The organism is Flavobacterium sp. IMCC34852 (assembly GCF_030643905.1).
Taxonomy (GTDB): domain Bacteria; phylum Bacteroidota; class Bacteroidia; order Flavobacteriales; family Flavobacteriaceae; genus Flavobacterium; species Flavobacterium rivulicola.
In genome coordinates, this window is the sequence record NZ_CP121446.1 from 1,187,666 (window position 1) to 1,205,798 (window position 18,133).

Annotated in this window: 19 protein-coding genes; 5 read left to right on the forward strand and 14 right to left on the reverse strand. The window is 38.1% G+C overall.

Going from position 1 to position 18,133, the window contains the following annotated elements; translation table 11 throughout:
• Nucleotides 1–74: 74 nt before the first annotated feature.
• The 3 genes from P7V56_RS05125 to P7V56_RS05135 all read right to left on the reverse strand — a co-directional run bounded on the left by P7V56_RS05125 (nucleotide 75) and on the right by P7V56_RS05135 (nucleotide 2,599).
• Nucleotides 75–923, reverse strand: coding sequence for a glycosyltransferase family 2 protein (locus tag P7V56_RS05125; protein ID WP_171222608.1), 849 nt, complete (start codon nucleotides 921–923; stop codon nucleotides 75–77).
• Nucleotides 924–952: 29 nt separating this feature from the next.
• Entirely contained in the window at nucleotides 953–1,474 is a 522-nt protein-coding gene (locus P7V56_RS05130) for a methyltransferase (protein WP_171222609.1), read from the reverse strand.
• A 66-nt stretch (nucleotides 1,475–1,540) separates the two neighbouring features.
• Nucleotides 1,541–2,599, reverse strand: coding sequence for a 3-oxoacyl-ACP synthase III family protein (locus P7V56_RS05135; protein WP_171222610.1), 1,059 nt, complete (start codon nucleotides 2,597–2,599; stop codon nucleotides 1,541–1,543).
• Between the two features lie 178 nt (nucleotides 2,600–2,777).
• Here P7V56_RS05135 and P7V56_RS05140 point away from each other — a divergent pair, with 178 nt between their 5' ends.
• The gene (locus tag P7V56_RS05140) at nucleotides 2,778–4,277 is read left to right on the forward strand and encodes a T9SS type A sorting domain-containing protein (RefSeq protein WP_171222611.1); all 1,500 of its coding nucleotides are present in this window, start codon (nucleotides 2,778–2,780) and stop codon (nucleotides 4,275–4,277) included.
• Between the two features lie 15 nt (nucleotides 4,278–4,292).
• Here P7V56_RS05140 and P7V56_RS05145 read toward each other — a convergent pair whose 3' ends face one another.
• Together P7V56_RS05145 and gcvP are read right to left on the reverse strand one after the other, a co-directional pair.
• Nucleotides 4,293–4,670, reverse strand: coding sequence for a group III truncated hemoglobin (locus P7V56_RS05145; RefSeq protein WP_171222612.1), 378 nt, complete (start codon nucleotides 4,668–4,670; stop codon nucleotides 4,293–4,295).
• Nucleotides 4,671–4,818: 148 nt separating this feature from the next.
• A complete protein-coding gene (gene gcvP, locus P7V56_RS05150) occupies nucleotides 4,819–7,662 on the reverse strand; it encodes an aminomethyl-transferring glycine dehydrogenase (protein ID WP_171222613.1) in 2,844 nt (947 codons plus the stop codon).
• 179 nt (nucleotides 7,663–7,841) lie between these two features.
• On the opposite strand from gcvP, the gene P7V56_RS05155 reads away from it, so the two are divergent.
• Nucleotides 7,842–8,657 (forward strand): UbiA prenyltransferase family protein, encoded by an 816-nt coding sequence (locus tag P7V56_RS05155; protein WP_171222614.1) that lies wholly within the window; start codon nucleotides 7,842–7,844, stop codon nucleotides 8,655–8,657.
• Between the two features lie 52 nt (nucleotides 8,658–8,709).
• On the opposite strand, the gene P7V56_RS05160 is transcribed toward P7V56_RS05155, so the two are convergent.
• The 9 genes from P7V56_RS05160 to P7V56_RS05200 form a co-directional block, all read right to left on the reverse strand.
• On the reverse strand, nucleotides 8,710–9,090 hold the full coding sequence (locus P7V56_RS05160) for a hypothetical protein (protein WP_171222615.1): 381 nt from the start codon (nucleotides 9,088–9,090) through the stop codon (nucleotides 8,710–8,712).
• A 12-nt stretch (nucleotides 9,091–9,102) separates the two neighbouring features.
• Entirely contained in the window at nucleotides 9,103–9,447 is a 345-nt protein-coding gene (locus tag P7V56_RS05165) for a hypothetical protein (RefSeq protein WP_171222616.1), read from the reverse strand.
• 4 nt (nucleotides 9,448–9,451) lie between these two features.
• Complete coding sequence (locus tag P7V56_RS05170) at nucleotides 9,452–9,892, reverse strand: hypothetical protein (protein WP_171222617.1); 441 nt, start codon at nucleotides 9,890–9,892, stop codon at nucleotides 9,452–9,454.
• A gap of 2 nt (nucleotides 9,893–9,894) precedes the next feature.
• Entirely contained in the window at nucleotides 9,895–10,206 is a 312-nt protein-coding gene (locus P7V56_RS05175; protein ID WP_171222618.1) for a hypothetical protein, read from the reverse strand.
• Nucleotides 10,207–10,264: 58 nt separating this feature from the next.
• Entirely contained in the window at nucleotides 10,265–10,768 is a 504-nt protein-coding gene (locus P7V56_RS05180) for a GbsR/MarR family transcriptional regulator (protein ID WP_171222619.1), read from the reverse strand.
• A 304-nt stretch (nucleotides 10,769–11,072) separates the two neighbouring features.
• Nucleotides 11,073–13,097 (reverse strand): M3 family metallopeptidase, encoded by a 2,025-nt coding sequence (locus P7V56_RS05185; protein ID WP_171222620.1) that lies wholly within the window; start codon nucleotides 13,095–13,097, stop codon nucleotides 11,073–11,075.
• A gap of 92 nt (nucleotides 13,098–13,189) precedes the next feature.
• Nucleotides 13,190–13,675, reverse strand: a complete 486-nt coding sequence (gene purE / locus P7V56_RS05190) for a 5-(carboxyamino)imidazole ribonucleotide mutase (RefSeq protein WP_171222621.1) — start codon at nucleotides 13,673–13,675, stop codon at nucleotides 13,190–13,192.
• A gap of 89 nt (nucleotides 13,676–13,764) precedes the next feature.
• On the reverse strand, nucleotides 13,765–14,922 hold the full coding sequence (locus tag P7V56_RS05195; RefSeq protein ID WP_171222622.1) for a 5-(carboxyamino)imidazole ribonucleotide synthase: 1,158 nt from the start codon (nucleotides 14,920–14,922) through the stop codon (nucleotides 13,765–13,767).
• Nucleotides 14,923–14,967: 45 nt separating this feature from the next.
• A complete protein-coding gene (locus P7V56_RS05200) occupies nucleotides 14,968–15,537 on the reverse strand; it encodes a HEAT-like fold family protein (protein WP_240976648.1) in 570 nt (189 codons plus the stop codon).
• 61 nt (nucleotides 15,538–15,598) lie between these two features.
• Here P7V56_RS05200 and hpt point away from each other — a divergent pair, with 61 nt between their 5' ends.
• The 3 genes from hpt (at nucleotide 15,599) to P7V56_RS05215 (ending at nucleotide 18,073) form a co-directional block, all read left to right on the forward strand.
• The gene (gene hpt, locus P7V56_RS05205) at nucleotides 15,599–16,129 is read left to right on the forward strand and encodes a hypoxanthine phosphoribosyltransferase (protein ID WP_171222623.1); all 531 of its coding nucleotides are present in this window, start codon (nucleotides 15,599–15,601) and stop codon (nucleotides 16,127–16,129) included.
• A gap of 36 nt (nucleotides 16,130–16,165) precedes the next feature.
• Entirely contained in the window at nucleotides 16,166–16,738 is a 573-nt protein-coding gene (locus P7V56_RS05210) for an adenylate kinase (protein ID WP_171222624.1), read from the forward strand.
• Between the two features lie 108 nt (nucleotides 16,739–16,846).
• Nucleotides 16,847–18,073: a hemolysin family protein gene (locus P7V56_RS05215; RefSeq protein ID WP_240976654.1), complete on the forward strand. Its 1,227-nt coding sequence runs from the start codon at nucleotides 16,847–16,849 to the stop codon at nucleotides 18,071–18,073.
• Nucleotides 18,074–18,133: the final 60 nt, after the last annotated feature.

Sequence of the window (18,133 nt, forward strand, 5' to 3'; positions counted from 1 at the left end):
TTTTAGTATTCAGTGTTCAGTTTATAGTAAGCAGTAAAAATACTATATTTTACTTGATAGGTACATTAAAAAGGTTAAAACAATTTCTCCTTCATTTTCTTCCAACGGTAATTTCGGATGAAACGTGCTTGTTCTTTCGTAACCAATAACGGTTTCCTAGTCGATTTGGCTTTCCAGAAACCTTTGATATAATCCAGGAACAATAATGGTTTTCCTTTTCGCATCGCCAATTTTAAAGAAGCAATTGAAGTGATAAAAAATCCGTAACCCAATGAATAAAAAGCTTCTCCTTGTTTGTAACGCGCCGTTTTATTGTAATTGGCCCCGGTGGGTTTGAGATGCTTGACTTTTAAAGTTTCATCGGTAACCACTTTCCATTGGTAGAATTTACAAAGCAATTCATCCACAGTATCCCAACCCATTTCGGGTTTTAAACCACCGATTTGTTGGAAAGTTTCTTTTCGATACGCTTTCAACGCACCGCGAATATGGTCTTTGTCGGTTAGGTTTTCCAAAATCCATTCGCCGTTTTTCTCGATATAACAAAACCCACCAACCATTCCGATTTTTTTATCGGATTGAAAATGCCGGATAATCGTTTCAAAATAATTCGATGGAAAAATCAAATCGGCATCGGCTTTTACGATGATATCGTAATTGTTGTCTAAAGTTTCCAAACCCTTTTGAAAAGCCTGGATGACTTTACTTCCCGGTAAATGAATCGCATCGGAAGTTTTATTGACCAAAGAAATCCAAGGATGCTTTTCGGCGAAAGCCAAAACAATTTCAGTCGTTTTATCGGTAGAATTGTCATTTACTATCACCGCTTTTGTTGGTAAGACAGTTTGCTCTATTAACGATTGTAAAGTCAAAGCCATAAAAGCTTCTTCATTATGTGCCGGAATGACTATGTAGTATTTCATTTGACTAATTACCAATCACTAATTACTAATCATTTTCTCACTGCGTAAACCATGTAATATCTTGGCGTGAAATATCTCAATAAAGGTCGGAAACCTAATTTCTTAACAGGATGTGTGAACTTCACTCGGTCAACAATTTTCCAACCGGTTTTTTCCAAAAGCCAATCGAGTTGCCAATCTTCAAATTCGTGGTAATGTCTGTCCCACATATCTGTTTTACTGCGATAAGCCGGAGAAAACCATAAACGAAGCGGAATCGAAATTAAAACTTTATCCGCTTTTACATTTTCCAAAACGGTATATGGATTGAGTAGATGTTCGAAAATTTCAAAGGCAGTAAACACTTGGTAGTTATCAGTTTGCAGCGCTATTTGGTCTTTGTCAACATCTTCACCTTTGGTATTGATAACAGTATAACCATTGTCTTCCATGATTTTGGAAAACGGATTTGGCACCCCTAAATCTAAAATAGTTTCAGAAGTGGAAATATGTTTTTTTAAAAACTGAAGGGTAATGTTAAAGCGTTTGCTTGGATAGGTCTTCTCGTACATGATTAGGAAATTGGATTACAAATTTACTTTTTTCTCCCAACTTCCAACTTCCAACTTCCAACTTTTTTACATTCTGTATACAATCGCATTCACATTCATACCTGCGCCAACCGAAGCAAAAAGAATCACGTCACCTTTTAGAATGGAATGATTATCGAGATTGCCTTTGACCAATAAATCGTATAATGTTGGTACAGTCGCCACACTCGAATTTCCCAGTTTATGAATACTCATAGGCATGATGCCCTCGGGTGCGGTTTGTCCGAACAGTTTGTAGAATCGTTGAATAATGGCTTCATCCATTTTTTCATTGGCTTGGTGAATCAGTACTTTTTTGATGTTACCGATGTCGATGCCGCTGGCTTCTACACATTCCTTCATGGCTTTGGGCACCTGACTTAAAGCAAATTCATAAATTTTTCGACCGTGCATTTTGATATAACGCACATCGGGATCGTGTTCTTTGTTGAAGGAATTTCCGAAGAACAAATAATAGGCTTCGTCATAAGTAAATGTGGCCGAAGCATGGGCTAAAATCCCGCCATCATCCTCTGTAGCTTCAATAATTGTTGCACCGGCGCCATCAGAATAAATCATGCTGTCTCGGTCGTGCATGTCAACCACTCTTGATAAGGTTTCGGCTCCGATGACTAAACATTTTTTAGCCATGCCGGCTTTGATAAACGCTTGGGCTTGGATTACGCCTTCCACCCAACCCGGACAACCGAAAAGCATGTCGTAGGCGACACATTTCGGGTTTTTGATGCGCAAATCAAATTTGACTCTGGTAGCCAAACTCGGCAGTAAATCAGTTTGAATGGCGCCTTTTTTTACGTTCCCGAAGTTGTGCGCAAAGATGATGTAATCTAAAGTTTCCGGATCAATGTCGGCATCTTCAATAGCTCTTTTGGCGGCAATGGTGGCAATGTCAGAGGTTTGTAAATCATCCGTAACATAGCGGCGTTCTTCGATGCCGGTGATGTCGTAAAATTTTTCAGTGATGACTTCGTTTGGAAGTGGAAAAGGTGTTCCATCATCATTAAGGAAGACATGTTTGGTAAAATCCTTATTGGTAACTATTTCGGTCGGGATATAACTTCCGGAACCGGTTATTTTAATGTTCATGTGTAATGGTAATAGTTCCACTAAATTATTGATTTAAAAATAATATTAAACACTTTTGTTTGTTAATTGATAATTTTTGCGAATTCGTTTATTTTTTACCAAGTTTTTTTAACAATATTTATATTATGACCGTTTTTGCAAATAAATGGATTATTATATTTTTGTAAAAAAAAAGCAAATGAAAAAAATTTACTTTCTCTTAGTTGCCTTTTTTAGTGCAACGCTAGTTTATTCTCAAAATGATTTGTGTGCCAACGCTACGGTTTTAACACCTGGTTCTTCTTGTATAACTGTTGAAGGGACATTTAACGGCGCTACAATTTCAACACCGAAGCCAAGTTGTGCCACTGATGCCTCACAGGATGTTTGGTATAGTTTTGTGGCTACTGAGAAAATGATGGGGATAGTTTTATTTGGAACAGCAGGAATTAGTAACGGATTTGAAGTTAGAACCGGAAGTTGTGACGGGTCGGTAATTATTTGCAGAAATGTCAATAATACTACAGGTTCTGGAGAAAATTTATTGTACAATAACTTTGAAATAGGAACCACTTATTATATCCGCGTTTTTAATGCATTTATAGCTGCCTCTTCAAATACATTCTCTATTTGTTTGCAAAGCTATCCTCCGCCGGCTAACGATAATTGTTCGAATGCTGTTGCTTTGAATCCATCCTCTTCATGTAATTCTGTTGAGGGAACATTTTCTGGTTCTACAATTAGCACTGCTGCTCCTAGTTGTGGACCAGATGCTTCTCAGGATGTTTGGTATAGTTTTGTGGCAACAGAGAAAACAATGGGGATAGTTTTATTCGGAACTTCTGGAATTAGTAACGGATTTGAAGTCTTGACCGGTAGTTGCAGCGGATCGACATTCCTTTGTAGAAATGCTAACAATACAACCGGTTCCGGTGAAAGCCTATTGTATAATAACTTTGAAATTGGCACCACCTATTTTATTCGGGTTTTTAATGCTTTTATAGCAACATCTATCAACACCTTCTCTATTTGTGTACAGAGTTATCCACCACCGGCTAATGATAATTGTGTGAACGCTATCACTCTCCAACCCAGCACAACTTGTGCCACCAATACAGTAGCATTAAGCGGTTCAACCTTGGATGGTGTAGGTTCTATATTTTCGTGTTCGCCCAATCCTTCACAAGATGTTTGGTATAAATTTACAGCAACTAATACAAGTATGACCGTTACTTTGTCAACTGTTGTCGATGTTAGTAATGGTTATCAGGTGTACGAAGGAGGATGTAACGGGACATTAGTCTATTGTAGAAATGTAAATGGCAACGGATCAGGTGAAACTTATACATATACAAATTATACTGTAGGTAACGAGTATTATGTGCGGGTGGTAAACGAGTATTCGACCCCGATAACTACCTCAAGTTTTAATATTTGTGTAGTAGATGCCACTTTGAGTACTGTAGAGAGTTTGCTTCAAAACATAGAAGTTTATCCTAATCCGACACATGATTTTTTACAAGTACTTCATTCAGATTATTTGATTAATTATGAGATGTATAATCATCTAGGACAAATTGTTAAAAAAGGTGTTTTTAACTCCAATGAAATTGATGTTCGGTTTTTACAAGCCGGAGTATATGTGCTTAAAATGAACGGTGATTCGGGTACTGTTGTTAAAAGAATCGTTAAGAAATAAAATAAAAACGAGAGGTTAACTCCTCTCGTTTTTTATTTTAATCTGCATAATCGTGCCAATACTTAAGGCCTGCGTTTTAATCTGCTCTGCTTTTGGCCCTTTAAAATTTTCATCCACAGTGTTGTAAAAATGATTTAACCAAATTTTAAACAGCTCAGGTGACAGGTATTCTTTGGCATTGACATCTAAATGAATTTGCGTCAAATTATTGGTATAACCACCGGTTCCCAAAATGGCTTGAGACCAAAACGTAACCAAAATGGGTAAGTGTTCTTCGAGTTTTATTTTAACTACATCGGTAAAAATATAACTGATAGTGTCATCGGATAAAAGTTTTTTGTAAAACTCATCGACCAGTAAATACAAGTCACCCTGATTTTGAATATCATTCATAATTTCTTCATTTGACACAAAAATAAAACTTCATAGGTTTAGATTTCCTGACTAAAATCAGCTGTTAAAAGAAAAGGTTCCAAATTTTACAACTTGAAACCTATTACTCTTTACTTTGTATTTCGTACTTCTAACTTCGTACTTTGAATTACATATACGCCTCAATCGGCGCACAAGAACAAACTAAGTTTCTATCACCATAAGCATCATCTACACGACGAACGCTTGGCCAGAATTTGTTTTCGTGAATATAATCCAATGGATAAGCCGCTTGCTCACGCGTGTAAGGGTAAGTCCAAGTATCAGTCGTTAGCATTGCTAGAGTATGAGGTGCATTTTTCAAAACGTTATTAGTGTCGTCAGCCGAAGCCGCGTCAATTTCTTTACGGATTGAAATCATCGCGTCACAAAAACGATCCAACTCGGCTAAATCTTCAGATTCTGTTGGTTCTATCATTAACGTTCCGGCTACCGGGAAAGAAACTGTTGGCGCGTGGAAACCGTAATCCATCAAACGCTTGGCAATATCAGTAACTTCTATGCCGTTTTGTTTGAAAGCACGACAATCTAAAATCATTTCATGAGCTGCGCGTCCCATTTCTCCTGAATATAAAACCGGATAATGTGCTTCTAAACGGGCTTTCATATAATTAGCATTCAAAATAGCGTGTTCTGTAGATTTTTTCAACCCTTCAGCCCCTAACATCGTGATGTAACCATAAGAAATCAAACACACCAAGGCCGAACCGTAAGGTGCCGCAGATATAGCAGTAATCGCTTGGTCTCCACCCACTTTTACAATCGGATTGCTTGGTAAAAACGGTACTAATTTTTCGTTAACACAAATTGGGCCAACACCAGGTCCGCCACCGCCGTGAGGAATCGCGAACGTTTTGTGTAAGTTTAAGTGACAAACATCAGCACCAATTGTCGCCGGATTGGTTAAACCAACCTGAGCATTCATATTGGCACCATCCATATAAACTAATCCACCATTGTCGTGGATGATTTTAGTAATTTCACAAATAGCGCTTTCAAAAACCCCGTGCGTTGATGGATAAGTCACCATCAGGGCAGAAAGATTATCTTTATGCTCAATCGCTCTTGCTCTTAAATCTTCTACGTCAATATTACCGTTTTCCATGGTTTTGGTTACGATAATTTTCATGCCGGCCATCGCTGCCGACGCAGGATTGGTTCCATGAGCAGAGGATGGAATCAAACACACATTTCTGTGGTTGTCACCGCGGGATTGGTGGTAAGCACGAATCGCCATTAAACCTGCATATTCGCCTTGCGCACCGGAGTTGGGTTGCAAAGTAGTTCCGGCAAAACCGGTAACCACGTTCAATTGTTGCTCTAATTTTTTAAGCATCGTGATATAACCTTCTGCTTGTTCGATAGGAGCAAATGGATGAATGCTGTTCCAATTCGCCATAGACAAAGGTAACATTTCAGCTGCTGCATTGAGTTTCATCGTACAAGAACCTAAGGAAATCATAGAGTGATTTAACGACAAATCTTTGCGCTCTAATTTTTTGATATAACGCATCAACTGAGATTCAGAATGATGGTTGTTGAACACTTCATGTTGCAAGAAAGTTGAAGTTCTTTCTAAAGAAGTTGGGATATTGTTGTTTGAACTTAATTCAGAAACCTTGAAAGCTTCCTTACCTGTAGCTTCTGCAAAAATGGCGATGACTTGGTTCAAGTCGCTCAACGAGGTTGTTTCGTTTATTGAAATTGAAATGGTGTCATTATCTACATAAAAGAAGTTTACTTCGTGTTTTTCCGCAATTGCTTTTACTTTAGCCGAATCCGCTTTTACCGAAATCGTATCAAAGAAAGCGGTATTGGTTTGGTAAACGCCTAATTTGTTTAAAGCATCTGCCAAAGTCACTGCCGAAGCGTGAACTTTATTGGCAATGTATTTCAAACCTTTTGGTCCGTGGTATACGGCGTACATTCCGGCCATAACGGCTAGTAAAACTTGTGCCGTACAAATATTGGAAGTAGCTTTTTCACGTTTGATGTGTTGCTCACGAGTTCCCAAAGCCATACGCAACGCACGTCTTCCGTTAGCATCAATCGAAACTCCGATAATTCTTCCCGGCATCGAGCGTTTGTATTCTTCTTTAGTGGCAAAGTAAGCTGCGTGCGGTCCGCCGTAACCCATTGGAATACCAAAGCGTTGGGTCGTTCCTACTACTACAGCAGCGCCCATTTCTCCCGGAGAAGTTAATTTGGCTAATGATAAAATATCGGCAGCCACGGCTACTTTGATTTCATTTTCATTCGCTTTGGCAATAAAGGCAGCATAATCATTTACCTGACCGTATTTGCCCGGATATTGAAGAATCGCTCCGAAAAAGTCAGAAGAGAAATCAAAAGTTTCGTGGTTTCCAACAACCAATTCCACACCGATTGGCGTAGAACGGGTTTGTAAAACCGATAAAGTTTGGGGTAATATTTCTTCTGAAACGAAGAATTTACAAACGTTGTCTTTCTTTTGTTCACGAGAACGAACGTCAAATAACAAAGCCATGGCTTCTGCTGCTGCTGTTCCTTCGTCTAACAAAGAAGCATTGGCAATTTCCATTCCGGTTAGTTCTATCACCATGGTTTGGAAATTCAAAATGGCTTCTAAACGACCTTGGGCAATTTCTGCTTGGTAGGGTGTATAAGCCGTGTACCAACCCGGATTTTCAAAAATATTTCTTTGGATAACCGCCGGAACAATCGTCGGGTGATAACCTAAACCGATGTATGATTTGAATACTTTATTTTTTTTACCCAATTCCTGAATGTGCGTTAAATACTCATATTCGGTCATTGCCGGGGCTAATTGCAAATCGTTTTTCAAACGAATATCATCCGGTATGGTTTCATAAATTAATTGGTCAAAAGATTCGACTCCGATAGTTTTGAACATGTGGTTTAGGTCGCTCTCACGTGGACCTATGTGGCGTAATGCAAATGCGTCTGTTCTCATTAAATTGTAAGTTCTATAAGTGTGTTTAGTTGTGTGTGTTTTGCTAGAAAACGAGATTGCTTTTTAACGCCAACAAAAGTAATTATTAATGTTCTAATTTTGTGCTAAACAAAGTCTAATATTTTGACAATTTTTCAACCGAAAAGGCTTCTTATTAACACTTTGCTTACTTTTAGCCTATGCTATTTTTAAAACGACTTCTCGACTTTTACATCAACAGCAGTATTCACGTGGCTTTGTCGGTTTATGCTTTGGTGCGAATGACGGGTTTTTTGTTTCAAATTACTATGATTGAAGCTTGTGCTTCGTTTGCTTTTTTCGGAACGATTGTCGGGTATAATTTTGTGAAGTACGATGCTTTGGCGCGAACGCAAAAATTGCGGATGCGAACGCAGTTAAAAGTGATAGCCGTTTTGAGTTTTCTATCATTATTGGCTTGTGGATTTTTCTTTTTACAATTGGCACAAAAAACCAAGATCATTGCGGTTGTTTTTTTGATTCTGACTTTGCTTTACACTTTACCGTTCTTTCCCAATAAAAAGAATGCCCGAAATTGGGCCGGAGTAAAGATTTACATCGTGGCTTTGTGTTGGGTTGGCGTGACTTTGTTTTTGCCGATTATTAATGCTGAAGTTCCATTGACCACATATGTTTTTTTGGTGGCTATTCAGCGATTTATTTTGATTTTTGTTTTGATATTGATTTTTGAAATCATTGATTTGAAGCAAGACGATCCGCATTTAAAAACCGTGCCGCAACAGATAGGCGTTGAGCGAACTAAAAAGTTAGGGTCGTTACTTATGTTGGTGTTTGTCGGATTAGAGTTTTTGTATGCCGATTTCAATTATACAACCCTGATTTTAAAAACCGGAATTGCTTTATCGGTGTTGCTTTTTCTGTTGTTTTCCAATGAAAACCGGTCGAAGTATTATTCTTCTTTTTGGGCTGAAAGCATTCCTGTTTTGTGGTGGGTTTTACTTCTTTTATTTCAATAAAAAAAACCGAAGCTTAAACTCCGGTTTATTGATTCAATAAGAATATTTAAGTTTAGGCAATCGCATTTTGTTGGGTTTGATTTTCTCTGGCTTTTCTTTTTCCTCTAAAAAAGAAATATAAATTCAAGAACAACATCAAACCGAGATAAATGGTAAAACCGCCAATTTTGTAGCTCAGTTTTTCGATTAGCAATTGATAACTGTCATTGTAAAGATTCATTTCCAAAATCATTAAGGCAAAGCCAAGATTGAGTAAATAAAACCCGGTTTCAAAGAGTTTATTCGTAGCATTCGCAATTTCTTCTCGACCTTTAAAAATGTCTAACATGTATATTTTACTGTTTTTGAAAAGTGTTCTAGAAACATAGTAAGTAAGGAATAAAGCGATAGGTAAGTAGATTGCGTAACCGATTAAAATTTTTGTGGTTTCCATGATAATAAGTATTTAAATTAATTTTTGAATGTATTTGGTAAGAACGAAAATGTTGAGGTAATGCATCAAGGCAATCGTTGCTATAATGATAGCCGATTTGAAGGCAATGACTTCAATGAGTTGGTCGAATGCGATAATCTTTTCCCATGAAATTAAAGTCATGGCACAATAACCAATGTTCATCAGATAATACCCTAACAACAACACTTGATTGATTTTATGACACAAATCCATGTGGTCTGGAATAAGTTGGGCGACATAAATATTGCCGTTTTGGTAGCAAATTCGGCCTACTTTGACGATGATGAAAATCGTTATCAGCAAGTAAATGGCGTAGCCAAGGATGTTGAGATTCATGACTTTAAAGTTTAAAATGTCCGATTAAATTGTGAATAAAAAGCAAAGTATTCACTACAGCAAACAGTACAAACAAAGTATTCATGCCATAACTGCCAATTTTAAAAATCGTTTTCTGCGGAATTTGATACATTGGGTAATAGGCGATTTGCGTGGCGACTTTTCCAACCCAATACATAGCAATCAATCCGGTTAATGCTACTGCTAAAGCAGATTGTTCCTTCAATTCGTTGGTAAATAAAATAGCAATCAAACCAAAAGAAAAATTCAAGCCTTGAATATATCTGCCATAAGTTTTGGCAATTTCCTGATTGAGCGGTTTGAGTTGTTTGACATCGTTATACCAATCAAAAACATGGTGACGGATATAAGGATAAATCATAGCGGTAAAAATTTGGCCTATTCCGCTTAGAATAATGAGCCAGTTTGGGATAGTGAAGTTCATGATTATTCTTTTTTAGTGTAAATTAATACCGATAAATACAAGCAAAGTATTGGTGGCATAACCCAGTACCAATCATCAGTTAGTTTAGTAAATAATAGAAAAAAGAAAGTTCCCACAAAGAAAAAATAGATTTTGATATGTATGCTTTTCGGGTATTCAACCCAAAAGTAGATACTAGCCATTAGCTGAATAAATCCAGTTGCCATAGTTGAAACAACCGCTGCAATAAGTAAACCATCGTCAACAATAGATAATAAGGCAAAACTAATCGGGATTGCTAATGCTATAGTATTTAAAACTTTTAATCCTTTCATTATTATCATTTATTTTAAACTTTCAGAAAAAAATGAAAGTTTTAATTAAATTTTTTTACTATTTCATAAATTTCAATAAAATCTGTGCCAACCAATTGTCTTTGTACTCGGTCATTTTGTCTAAAACGTTATCCGCTTTTAAAACAAAATCATACAATTTGGTGGTTTGCTCTACAAAATGTCTTTCCTCCGCAGTTCCGTCAGCTTCGATGGAAGACACTTCTTTCAACACTTTCAAAGCCGGTTTGATTTCACGTTTGCTGCGCTCTTTGGAGATTTTTACGGCCAATTCGTCTAAGTCTTTTTCGGCAGTAAAATATTCTCTGCGTTCGCCGGTTTTGTACTCTTTGTAAACGATGCCCCAATCCATCAATGCTCTCAAGTTCATACTGGCATTGCCACGAGAAATCTGCAATTCTTCCATAATGTCTTCCATCGAAACGGCTTCGTTTGACACCATCAACAAGGCGTGAATTTGCGCCATGGTTTTGTTGATTCCCCATTGTGAACCTAACGCGCCCCAGGTTTGTACGAATTTATTTTTTGCTTCTCTGAATTCCATGACTCAAAGGTAAATAAAAGTTTTTAAACTTTCAATAAAAAATGAAACTTATTTTTAAATTTTTGGGCGTTCCCTTTCAGGTCGGGCTTTCCGTTCTATCTTTTTTGTATTTCATTTGAAAATGAAATACAAAAAAGGATGCCACTGCAATCCCTAACGCAAACATAAATAACCTAAAATATACCTGACAGCCACTGGCTGTCCTCCTCTTAATATCAAATCTAACGCAATCGTCTGTGCATAAAAAAAACCGAAGCCCTAACTCCGGTTTCTAGTATTCTAACAATCTAATTAGTCTAATAATCTAAATCAATCCCGCTCGTTTCAACAAAGCTTCCGGTTTCGGTTCTTGTCCGCGGAAACGTTTGTACAATTCCATCGGCAATTCGGTGCCGCCTTTGGAAAGGACGTTGTCTTTAAATTTGGTAGCGACTTCTGTATTGAAAATCCCATTTTCTTGGAAATACGCAAAAGCATCAGCATCCAAAACTTCGGCCCATTTATAACTGTAATACCCCGAAGAATAACCGCCTTGAAAAATATGCGAAAACGAAACGCTCATGCAATTTTCGGCCACATCAGGATACAAAGTAGTGTGGTCCATCGCAGCTTTTTCAAAAGCTTTTACGTTCTCAATGGTTTGTGGTTTGGCGTGATAAGCCATGTCTAATAGCCCAAAACTCAATTGGCGTAACGTAGCCATGCCTTCTAAGAAACTCGCGCTTTCTTTGATTTTATCGACATATTGTTGCGGAATGATTGCTCCCGTTTCATAATGCTTAGCAAACAAAGCCAACGCTTCCGGTTCGTAACACCAGTTTTCCATCACTTGACTCGGCAATTCCACAAAATCCCAGTAAACGGAGGTTCCCGATAAACTTGGATAAGTAGTATTGGCCAACATGCCGTGTAAAGCGTGTCCGAATTCATGGAATAAAGTCGTTACCTCGTTAAAAGTAAGGAGTGAAGGCTTCGTTTCGGTTGGTGGAGTAAAATTGCACACGATAGAAACATGTGGTCTTTCGTTTACACCATTCCTAATATATTGTGGTTTGAACGAAGTCATCCAAGCGCCGTTGCGTTTGCCTTTTCTCGGGAAAAAGTCGGAGTAGAAGACAGCAACAAGTTTGCCTTCAAAGTCTAACACTTCAAAAGTTTGTACATCGTCATGGTATTTATCAATGTCAAAAACTTCTTTAAATGTGATGCCGAATAATTTTTCAGCCACGGTGAATGCACCATTCAAAACGTTTTCGAGTTTGAAATACGGTTTTAAAATCTCATCATCCAAGCTGAATAATTTTTGCTTCAATTTTTCTGAATAATACGCGCCGTCCCATTTTTCCAGACTTTCCAATCCGTCGAGTTCTTTGGCGAATGCGGTTAGTTCGGCGAATTCTTTTTGCGCAGCCGGTTTCGCTTTTTCCAATAAATCATTCAAAAACGATTGTACTTTCTCCGGATTTTGCGCCATGCGTTCTTCTAAAACGAAATGCGAATGCGAGTTGTAACCCAATAATTGCGCCCTTTCGTGACGTAATTTCACGATGGTTTTTACATTTTCCTGATTGTCGTATTCGTTTTCCTGAAACGCTTTTTTGCCGGCGGCTATGGCCATTTCTTTTCTCAATTCACGGTTGTCGACATAGGTCACAAAAGGCAAATAGCTTGGAAAATCTAAAGTAAATAACCAACCGTCTAAGTCATCAGCTTTGGCTAACGAACGCGCCATTTCTTTGGCACCATCCGGTAAACCTTTTAAATCGGCTTCGTTGGAGATGTGTAATTTGTAGTTGTTGGTTTCCGCTAAAACATTTTCACCGAAAGTCAGTTTGAATTTGGCCAAATCGGCGTCAATTTCGCGTAAACGTGTTTTTTTATCTTCGGAAAGCAGCGCTCCGTTTCGGGCAAAACTTTTGTATTTTTTGTCGAGTAATGTTGATTGCTCAGGGGTTAAATTCAGGTTGTCTTTTTGATCGTGAACGGCTTTTACCCTTTTGAATAATTCTTCGTTCAGCGCAATGTCATTGCCAAACGCTGTCAGTAAAGGCGAAACTTCTTGGGCGATTTTCTGCATTTCGTCACAAGTTTCGGCCGAATTCAAGTTGAAGAAAATAGACGACAATCTGTCCAATTCTTGTCCCGAAAAATCTAACGCTTCGATGGTGTTTTCAAAAGTCGGCGCTTCCGGATTTTGGGTTATGGCGTCAATTTCGGCTCTGGCTTTGGCGATGTTGGCTTCAAAAGCAGGTTGGTAATCTTCGATTTTGATTTGCGAAAATGGTGCCGTATTGTGTTTGGTGGTAAAAGTTGAGGTTAAGATTTTCATGTGTATATTCTAAATGTTTTTATAGCCCCGATTGCAGCAAGTATCCTCGAAGAGATACTGCGGAAAGCGGGAAACAGCTCCAAATAAAGCTATTATTTTTTCAATTCATCCGATGACTTGTTCACCGCTTCTTTCAAGCTTTCTTTGTAAAAGATGATTTTGTCCAAGACGCATTTGTCGTGGCTTCCGATGATTTGTGCGGCTAGAATTCCGGCATTTTTGGCTCCGTTTAAGGCAACTGTTGCCACAGGAACACCGCCAGGCATTTGTAAAATCGAAAGGACAGAATCCCAACCGTCGATAGAATTGCTCGATTTTACCGGAACACCAATGACCGGTAACGGACTCATAGAAGCCACCATTCCGGGTAAGTGTGCAGCACCGCCGGCACCGGCTATAATCACCGAAATTCCGCGATGGTGAGCATTTTTGCTGAACTCGAATAATTTCTCAGGCGTTCGGTGCGCCGAAACGATATCGACTTCGGTTGGTATGTCAAATCCTTGAAGGATGTCGATGGCTTCTTGCATTACGGGTAAATCCGATTTTGAACCCATGATTATGGCTACTTTGCTCATTATGTTGTGGATTTGTGGATTTGTGGATTTGTTTATTTGAAGATTTAAGTAGAATCGTTAACAAATAACCAAATTAACAAATAACCAAATTAAATAATTGATATTACTCTAATACTATTCTTTACTTCTTCCGCAATTTTTCTCGCTTCTGTCATGTCTTCATTGACAATCGTTACGTGTCCCATTTTTCGGAACGGACGGGTTTCGCGTTTGCCGTAAATGTGTGGCGTTACGCCTTCAATGGCCATGATTTTTTCGATGTTTTCGTAAACCACTTGTCCTGAAAAACCTTCTTCGCCGACCAAATTTACCATAATTCCGGCAACTTTACTAGCGGTGTTTCCTAAAGGCAAATTCAATATCGCTCGCAAATGATTTTCAAACTGGGAAGTATAACTCGCTTCTATGCTGTAATGACCTGAATTGTGTGGTCTTGGCGCGACTTCATTCACCAAAATTTCATCGTTAGCCGTTTGGAACATTTCTACGGCTAACAAACCTACATGGTTAAAGGCTTGAGATACTTGTAAAGCTATGTCGGTGGCTTTTTGAGCAACTTTATCATCTATTCGTGCCGGGCAAATGACATATTCTACTTGGTTGGCTTCGGGATGGAATTCCATTTCCACGACGGGATAAGTTTTGATTTCCCCTGAAACCGAACGGGCAACAATAACCGCTAACTCATTTTTAAACGGTACCATTTGCTCAGCAATGCATTCTACGTCGGGTAAGTTGATTAAATCAATAGCCGAGCGTACTATTTTTACGCCATTACCGTCGTAGCCAAATTGGGCACATTTCCACACAAAAGGAAAATCTAATTCGTCTTTTTCGATTGATTTTTTTAAATCACTTAAGTCCACAAATCGTTGGTGCGGTGAAGTTGGGATATTATTTTCAACGTAAAAATCTTTTTGTTTTCCTTTGTTTTGAATCATTCGCAACGTTTTGGGTGAAGGAAAAACGGGTAAACCTTCGGCTTCCAATTTATCTAAAGCGTCTAGATTCACGTTCTCAATTTCTATGGTCAACAAGTTTACCATTTTGCCAAATTGGTACACGGTATCAAAATCCATCAAGCTGCCTTTGTAAAAAGCGTGGCTACCAAAACGACTTGGCGCTTCATCGCTTGAATCGAGTACATACGTTTGGATATCGAATTTTCGGGTTTCGGCCAAAATCATTTTGCCTAATTGTCCGCCACCAAGGATGCCCAATTTAAAATCGGAAGAGAAATAGTTCATTGTTGTGGTTGTAGTTGTTGGCGCAAAGATAAGTAATCCATAAAACTAACGCAATCGTTTTAAAAGGTCTTTCACGGCAAAGCGATAACCAGGCGTTTGGTTTTCAAATTCTCGGGATAAAATGAGTTTTAATTCTTCGTTTATCCAAGAGTGTCTTTTGCCCAAATGGTATAAAGCTCTCATGGTATAAGCAGCATTGGCAGCTTTTTTGGTTTGGATTAGCCAGTCTAAACAAGCTTCTGTAATTTTTTCTTCTTGGGTTTCGGTTAAGATTATTTTTTTACTTTGGGCCAAAAACAAACAAATTTTCGACAAAGAACGGATGGCAGAATCAGAAGTATAAAGGCTTAAATTTTGGCAGAAATCATTTAAATGCGGTTGGATAAGTTCAATCTTTTCCTCAAAAACCAATTCTAAAATCCAGCAGGCTTTGTGGTGGTTTTTGTCTGTAGTGTTGTAGCTTATTTGCAGTAAATCTTTCAAATATTCGGGATGGGTAAAAATGAAATTCTTGTTGTCATCTCTACTTTTTCGATGCGCGGTGCTATTGGCAATGGTTGTATAGTATTCGGGATTCATTTGGTAAATATATCTATTTTGCAAAAAAGTCTCCATACTTAGTCTTTAATACTTTATACTTCTTTAAATTTGCACCTTATTTAAAATTCAAACCAAAATGATACACTTACACGATAAAACCTTCGAGCCATTTATTTCTTCGGAAGAAATTGATTTTGCGATTGCGAATATGGCCAAGCAAATGGACGATGATTTTTTTGATGAAGTTCCGGTTTTTGTTGGTGTTTTAAATGGTGCGTTTATGGTGTTGAGCGATTTGATGAAAAAATACCGCGGCATGTGCGAGGTGAGTTTTGTGAAAATGGCTTCGTATGAAGGAACACAAACCACCAATGAAGTTAAACAGTTAATAGGTTTGAACCAAGATTTAGAAGGCAGAACGGTGGTGATTGTGGAAGACATCGTGGATACCGGCAATACAGTAGAAGAATTGAAAGCGATTTTTAAAGAGAAAAAAGTGAAGCACTTAAAAATTGCTACTTTATTTTTCAAACCGGAAGCTTATAAAAAAGACATCAAAATTGATTACGTTGGGATTAGAATACCAAATAAATTTATCGTAGGCTATGGTTTAGACTACGATGGTTTGGGTAGAAATTTACCGGACGTTTACCAACTCGCGCAATAATTTACAATTCATAATTTATAACTCATAACTACTACAATGATCAACATCGTTCTTTTCGGAAAACCGGGTGCCGGAAAAGGTACTCAAGCTGAATTTTTAAAAGAAAAATACAATTTGACCCATCTTTCTACAGGAGATATTTTCAGATACAATATTAAAAATGACACCGAGTTAGGACAATTGGCCAAAACCTTTATGGATAAAGGTGATTTGGTGCCTGATGAAGTGACCATTCAAATGTTGCAAAGCGAAGTGGATAAAAACCCGCATTCAGCCGGATTTTTATTTGATGGATTCCCAAGAACTATCGCGCAAGCTGAAGCTTTGGACCAATTTTTAGCCTCTAAAGGACAAAACATCACCGCAACTGTAGCTTTAGAAGCGGATGACAATATTTTAGTAGCTCGTTTGTTGGAAAGAGGAAAGACTTCAGGCCGACCGGATGATCAAGATGAAGAAAAAATCCGCAACCGTTACCAAGAATACAACGAAAAAACAGCTCCTTTGATGGATTATTACAAAGCACAGGGGAAATTTCACGCCGTAAACGGTATCGGAACCATACAAGAAGTAACCGAAAGACTAACCAGCGTTTTTGATAAATTTTAATTGAAGGTTAACGGTTGGTAGTTAAAATTAACCAACGAAAACCAACAACCAATTCCAATGGAAATACTCATTATTCTTTTTTTAATCCTGTTAAACGGCGTTTTTTCGATGTCGGAAATCGCTTTGATTTCGGCCCGTAAAAATCGATTGGAAACGGCTGCCAAAAAAGGAAATACCAATGCGAAAGTCGCTTTAGACTTGGCCAATTCGCCCAACAAGTTTTTATCGACTGTACAAATCGGAATCACTTTAATCGGGATTTTGACCGGTATTTATTCGGGTGATAAAATCACCGAAGATGTCAAATTGTTTGTAGAAGGGTTTGAAGTGCTGAAGCCTTATTCTCATTCGCTTTCCGTAGGAATAGTGGTGGTAATTTTGACGTTTTTTTCTCTGGTTTTAGGCGAATTATTACCCAAAAGAATTGGGTTGAATTACCCGGAAGCCATAGCCAAAGCAGTAGCTGTTCCGATGAAAATGGTTTCGGTTATCACCATGCCTTTTATATGGTTGCTAACCATTTCGACCGATTTTATTTTGGATGTTTTCAAAATCAAACCTACAGCCGACGGCAAAGTAACCGAAGAGGAAATCAAAGCCATCATCAAAGAAGGTACCGAAGGCGGTGAAGTACAGGAAATTGAGCAAGATATCGTAGAACGTGTTTTTCACATCGGCGACCGAAAAGTCAACTCGTTGATGACACACCGAAAGTCGATAGTATATCTGTCGTATGAAGATACTATTGAAGAGTTAAAAGCAAAAGTTTTAGACGAATTGCATTCGGTTTATCCGGTTTGTAACGAAAATTTAGACGATGTTGTTGGCGTGGTTTTGCTGAAAGATTTGTTCTCAAGTTTTGAGAAAGAAGGCAAATTCAATTTAAAAACCATCACCAAAGATCCGGTGTATTTGATTGAACATACTTCGGCCTATAAAGCGTTGGAGAATTTTAAAAAATCAAAAGTGCATTACGCTTTGGTTACAGATGAATACGGTGTTTTTCAGGGGATTATTACTTTGAATGATATTTTAGAAGCTTTGGTAGGTGATGCCGCCGATTTTTATGAAGATGAATTCAAATTAATCGCTCGTGAAGACGGCACTTGGTTGGTTGACGGCCATTATTCGTTACATGATTTCTTGACTTATTTCGATATGGATGAGTTGATAAACGATTATGATGTAACAACTTTAAGCGGTTTAATCATGACCGAATTAGGCAATATACCCAAAACAGGAGAAAAACTGATTTGGAACAAATTTGAAATGGAAGTCATCGATATGGATGGCGTGAAGATTGATAAAGTGCTTGTGAAAGCGATAAAAGAATAGTTGACAGTGGTCAGTTGGCAGTAGGCAAAACTACTGAGCACTGAACACTGAACACTGAAC

What these genes read in the sequence shown, in the direction of transcription:
- P7V56_RS05125 (WP_171222608.1), bottom strand. Translation starts at nt 923, where the DNA reads ATGAAATACTACATAGTCATTCCGGCACATAATGAAGAAGCTTTTATG.
- P7V56_RS05130 (WP_171222609.1), bottom strand. Translation starts at nt 1,474, where the DNA reads ATGTACGAGAAGACCTATCCAAGCAAACGCTTTAACATTACCCTTCAG.
- P7V56_RS05135 (WP_171222610.1), bottom strand. Translation starts at nt 2,599, where the DNA reads ATGAACATTAAAATAACCGGTTCCGGAAGTTATATCCCGACCGAAATA.
- P7V56_RS05140 (WP_171222611.1), top strand. Translation starts at nt 2,778, where the DNA reads ATGAAAAAAATTTACTTTCTCTTAGTTGCCTTTTTTAGTGCAACGCTA.
- P7V56_RS05145 (WP_171222612.1), bottom strand. Translation starts at nt 4,670, where the DNA reads ATGAATGATATTCAAAATCAGGGTGACTTGTATTTACTGGTCGATGAG.
- gcvP (WP_171222613.1), bottom strand. Translation starts at nt 7,662, where the DNA reads ATGAGAACAGACGCATTTGCATTACGCCACATAGGTCCACGTGAGAGC.
- P7V56_RS05155 (WP_171222614.1), top strand. Translation starts at nt 7,842, where the DNA reads ATGCTATTTTTAAAACGACTTCTCGACTTTTACATCAACAGCAGTATT.
- P7V56_RS05160 (WP_171222615.1), bottom strand. Translation starts at nt 9,090, where the DNA reads ATGGAAACCACAAAAATTTTAATCGGTTACGCAATCTACTTACCTATC.
- P7V56_RS05165 (WP_171222616.1), bottom strand. Translation starts at nt 9,447, where the DNA reads ATGAATCTCAACATCCTTGGCTACGCCATTTACTTGCTGATAACGATT.
- P7V56_RS05170 (WP_171222617.1), bottom strand. Translation starts at nt 9,892, where the DNA reads ATGAACTTCACTATCCCAAACTGGCTCATTATTCTAAGCGGAATAGGC.
- P7V56_RS05175 (WP_171222618.1), bottom strand. Translation starts at nt 10,206, where the DNA reads ATGAAAGGATTAAAAGTTTTAAATACTATAGCATTAGCAATCCCGATT.
- P7V56_RS05180 (WP_171222619.1), bottom strand. Translation starts at nt 10,768, where the DNA reads ATGGAATTCAGAGAAGCAAAAAATAAATTCGTACAAACCTGGGGCGCG.
- P7V56_RS05185 (WP_171222620.1), bottom strand. Translation starts at nt 13,097, where the DNA reads ATGAAAATCTTAACCTCAACTTTTACCACCAAACACAATACGGCACCA.
- purE (WP_171222621.1), bottom strand. Translation starts at nt 13,675, where the DNA reads ATGAGCAAAGTAGCCATAATCATGGGTTCAAAATCGGATTTACCCGTA.
- P7V56_RS05195 (WP_171222622.1), bottom strand. Translation starts at nt 14,922, where the DNA reads ATGAACTATTTCTCTTCCGATTTTAAATTGGGCATCCTTGGTGGCGGA.
- P7V56_RS05200 (WP_240976648.1), bottom strand. Translation starts at nt 15,537, where the DNA reads ATGGAGACTTTTTTGCAAAATAGATATATTTACCAAATGAATCCCGAA.
- hpt (WP_171222623.1), top strand. Translation starts at nt 15,599, where the DNA reads ATGATACACTTACACGATAAAACCTTCGAGCCATTTATTTCTTCGGAA.
- P7V56_RS05210 (WP_171222624.1), top strand. Translation starts at nt 16,166, where the DNA reads ATGATCAACATCGTTCTTTTCGGAAAACCGGGTGCCGGAAAAGGTACT.
- P7V56_RS05215 (WP_240976654.1), top strand. Translation starts at nt 16,847, where the DNA reads ATGTCGGAAATCGCTTTGATTTCGGCCCGTAAAAATCGATTGGAAACG.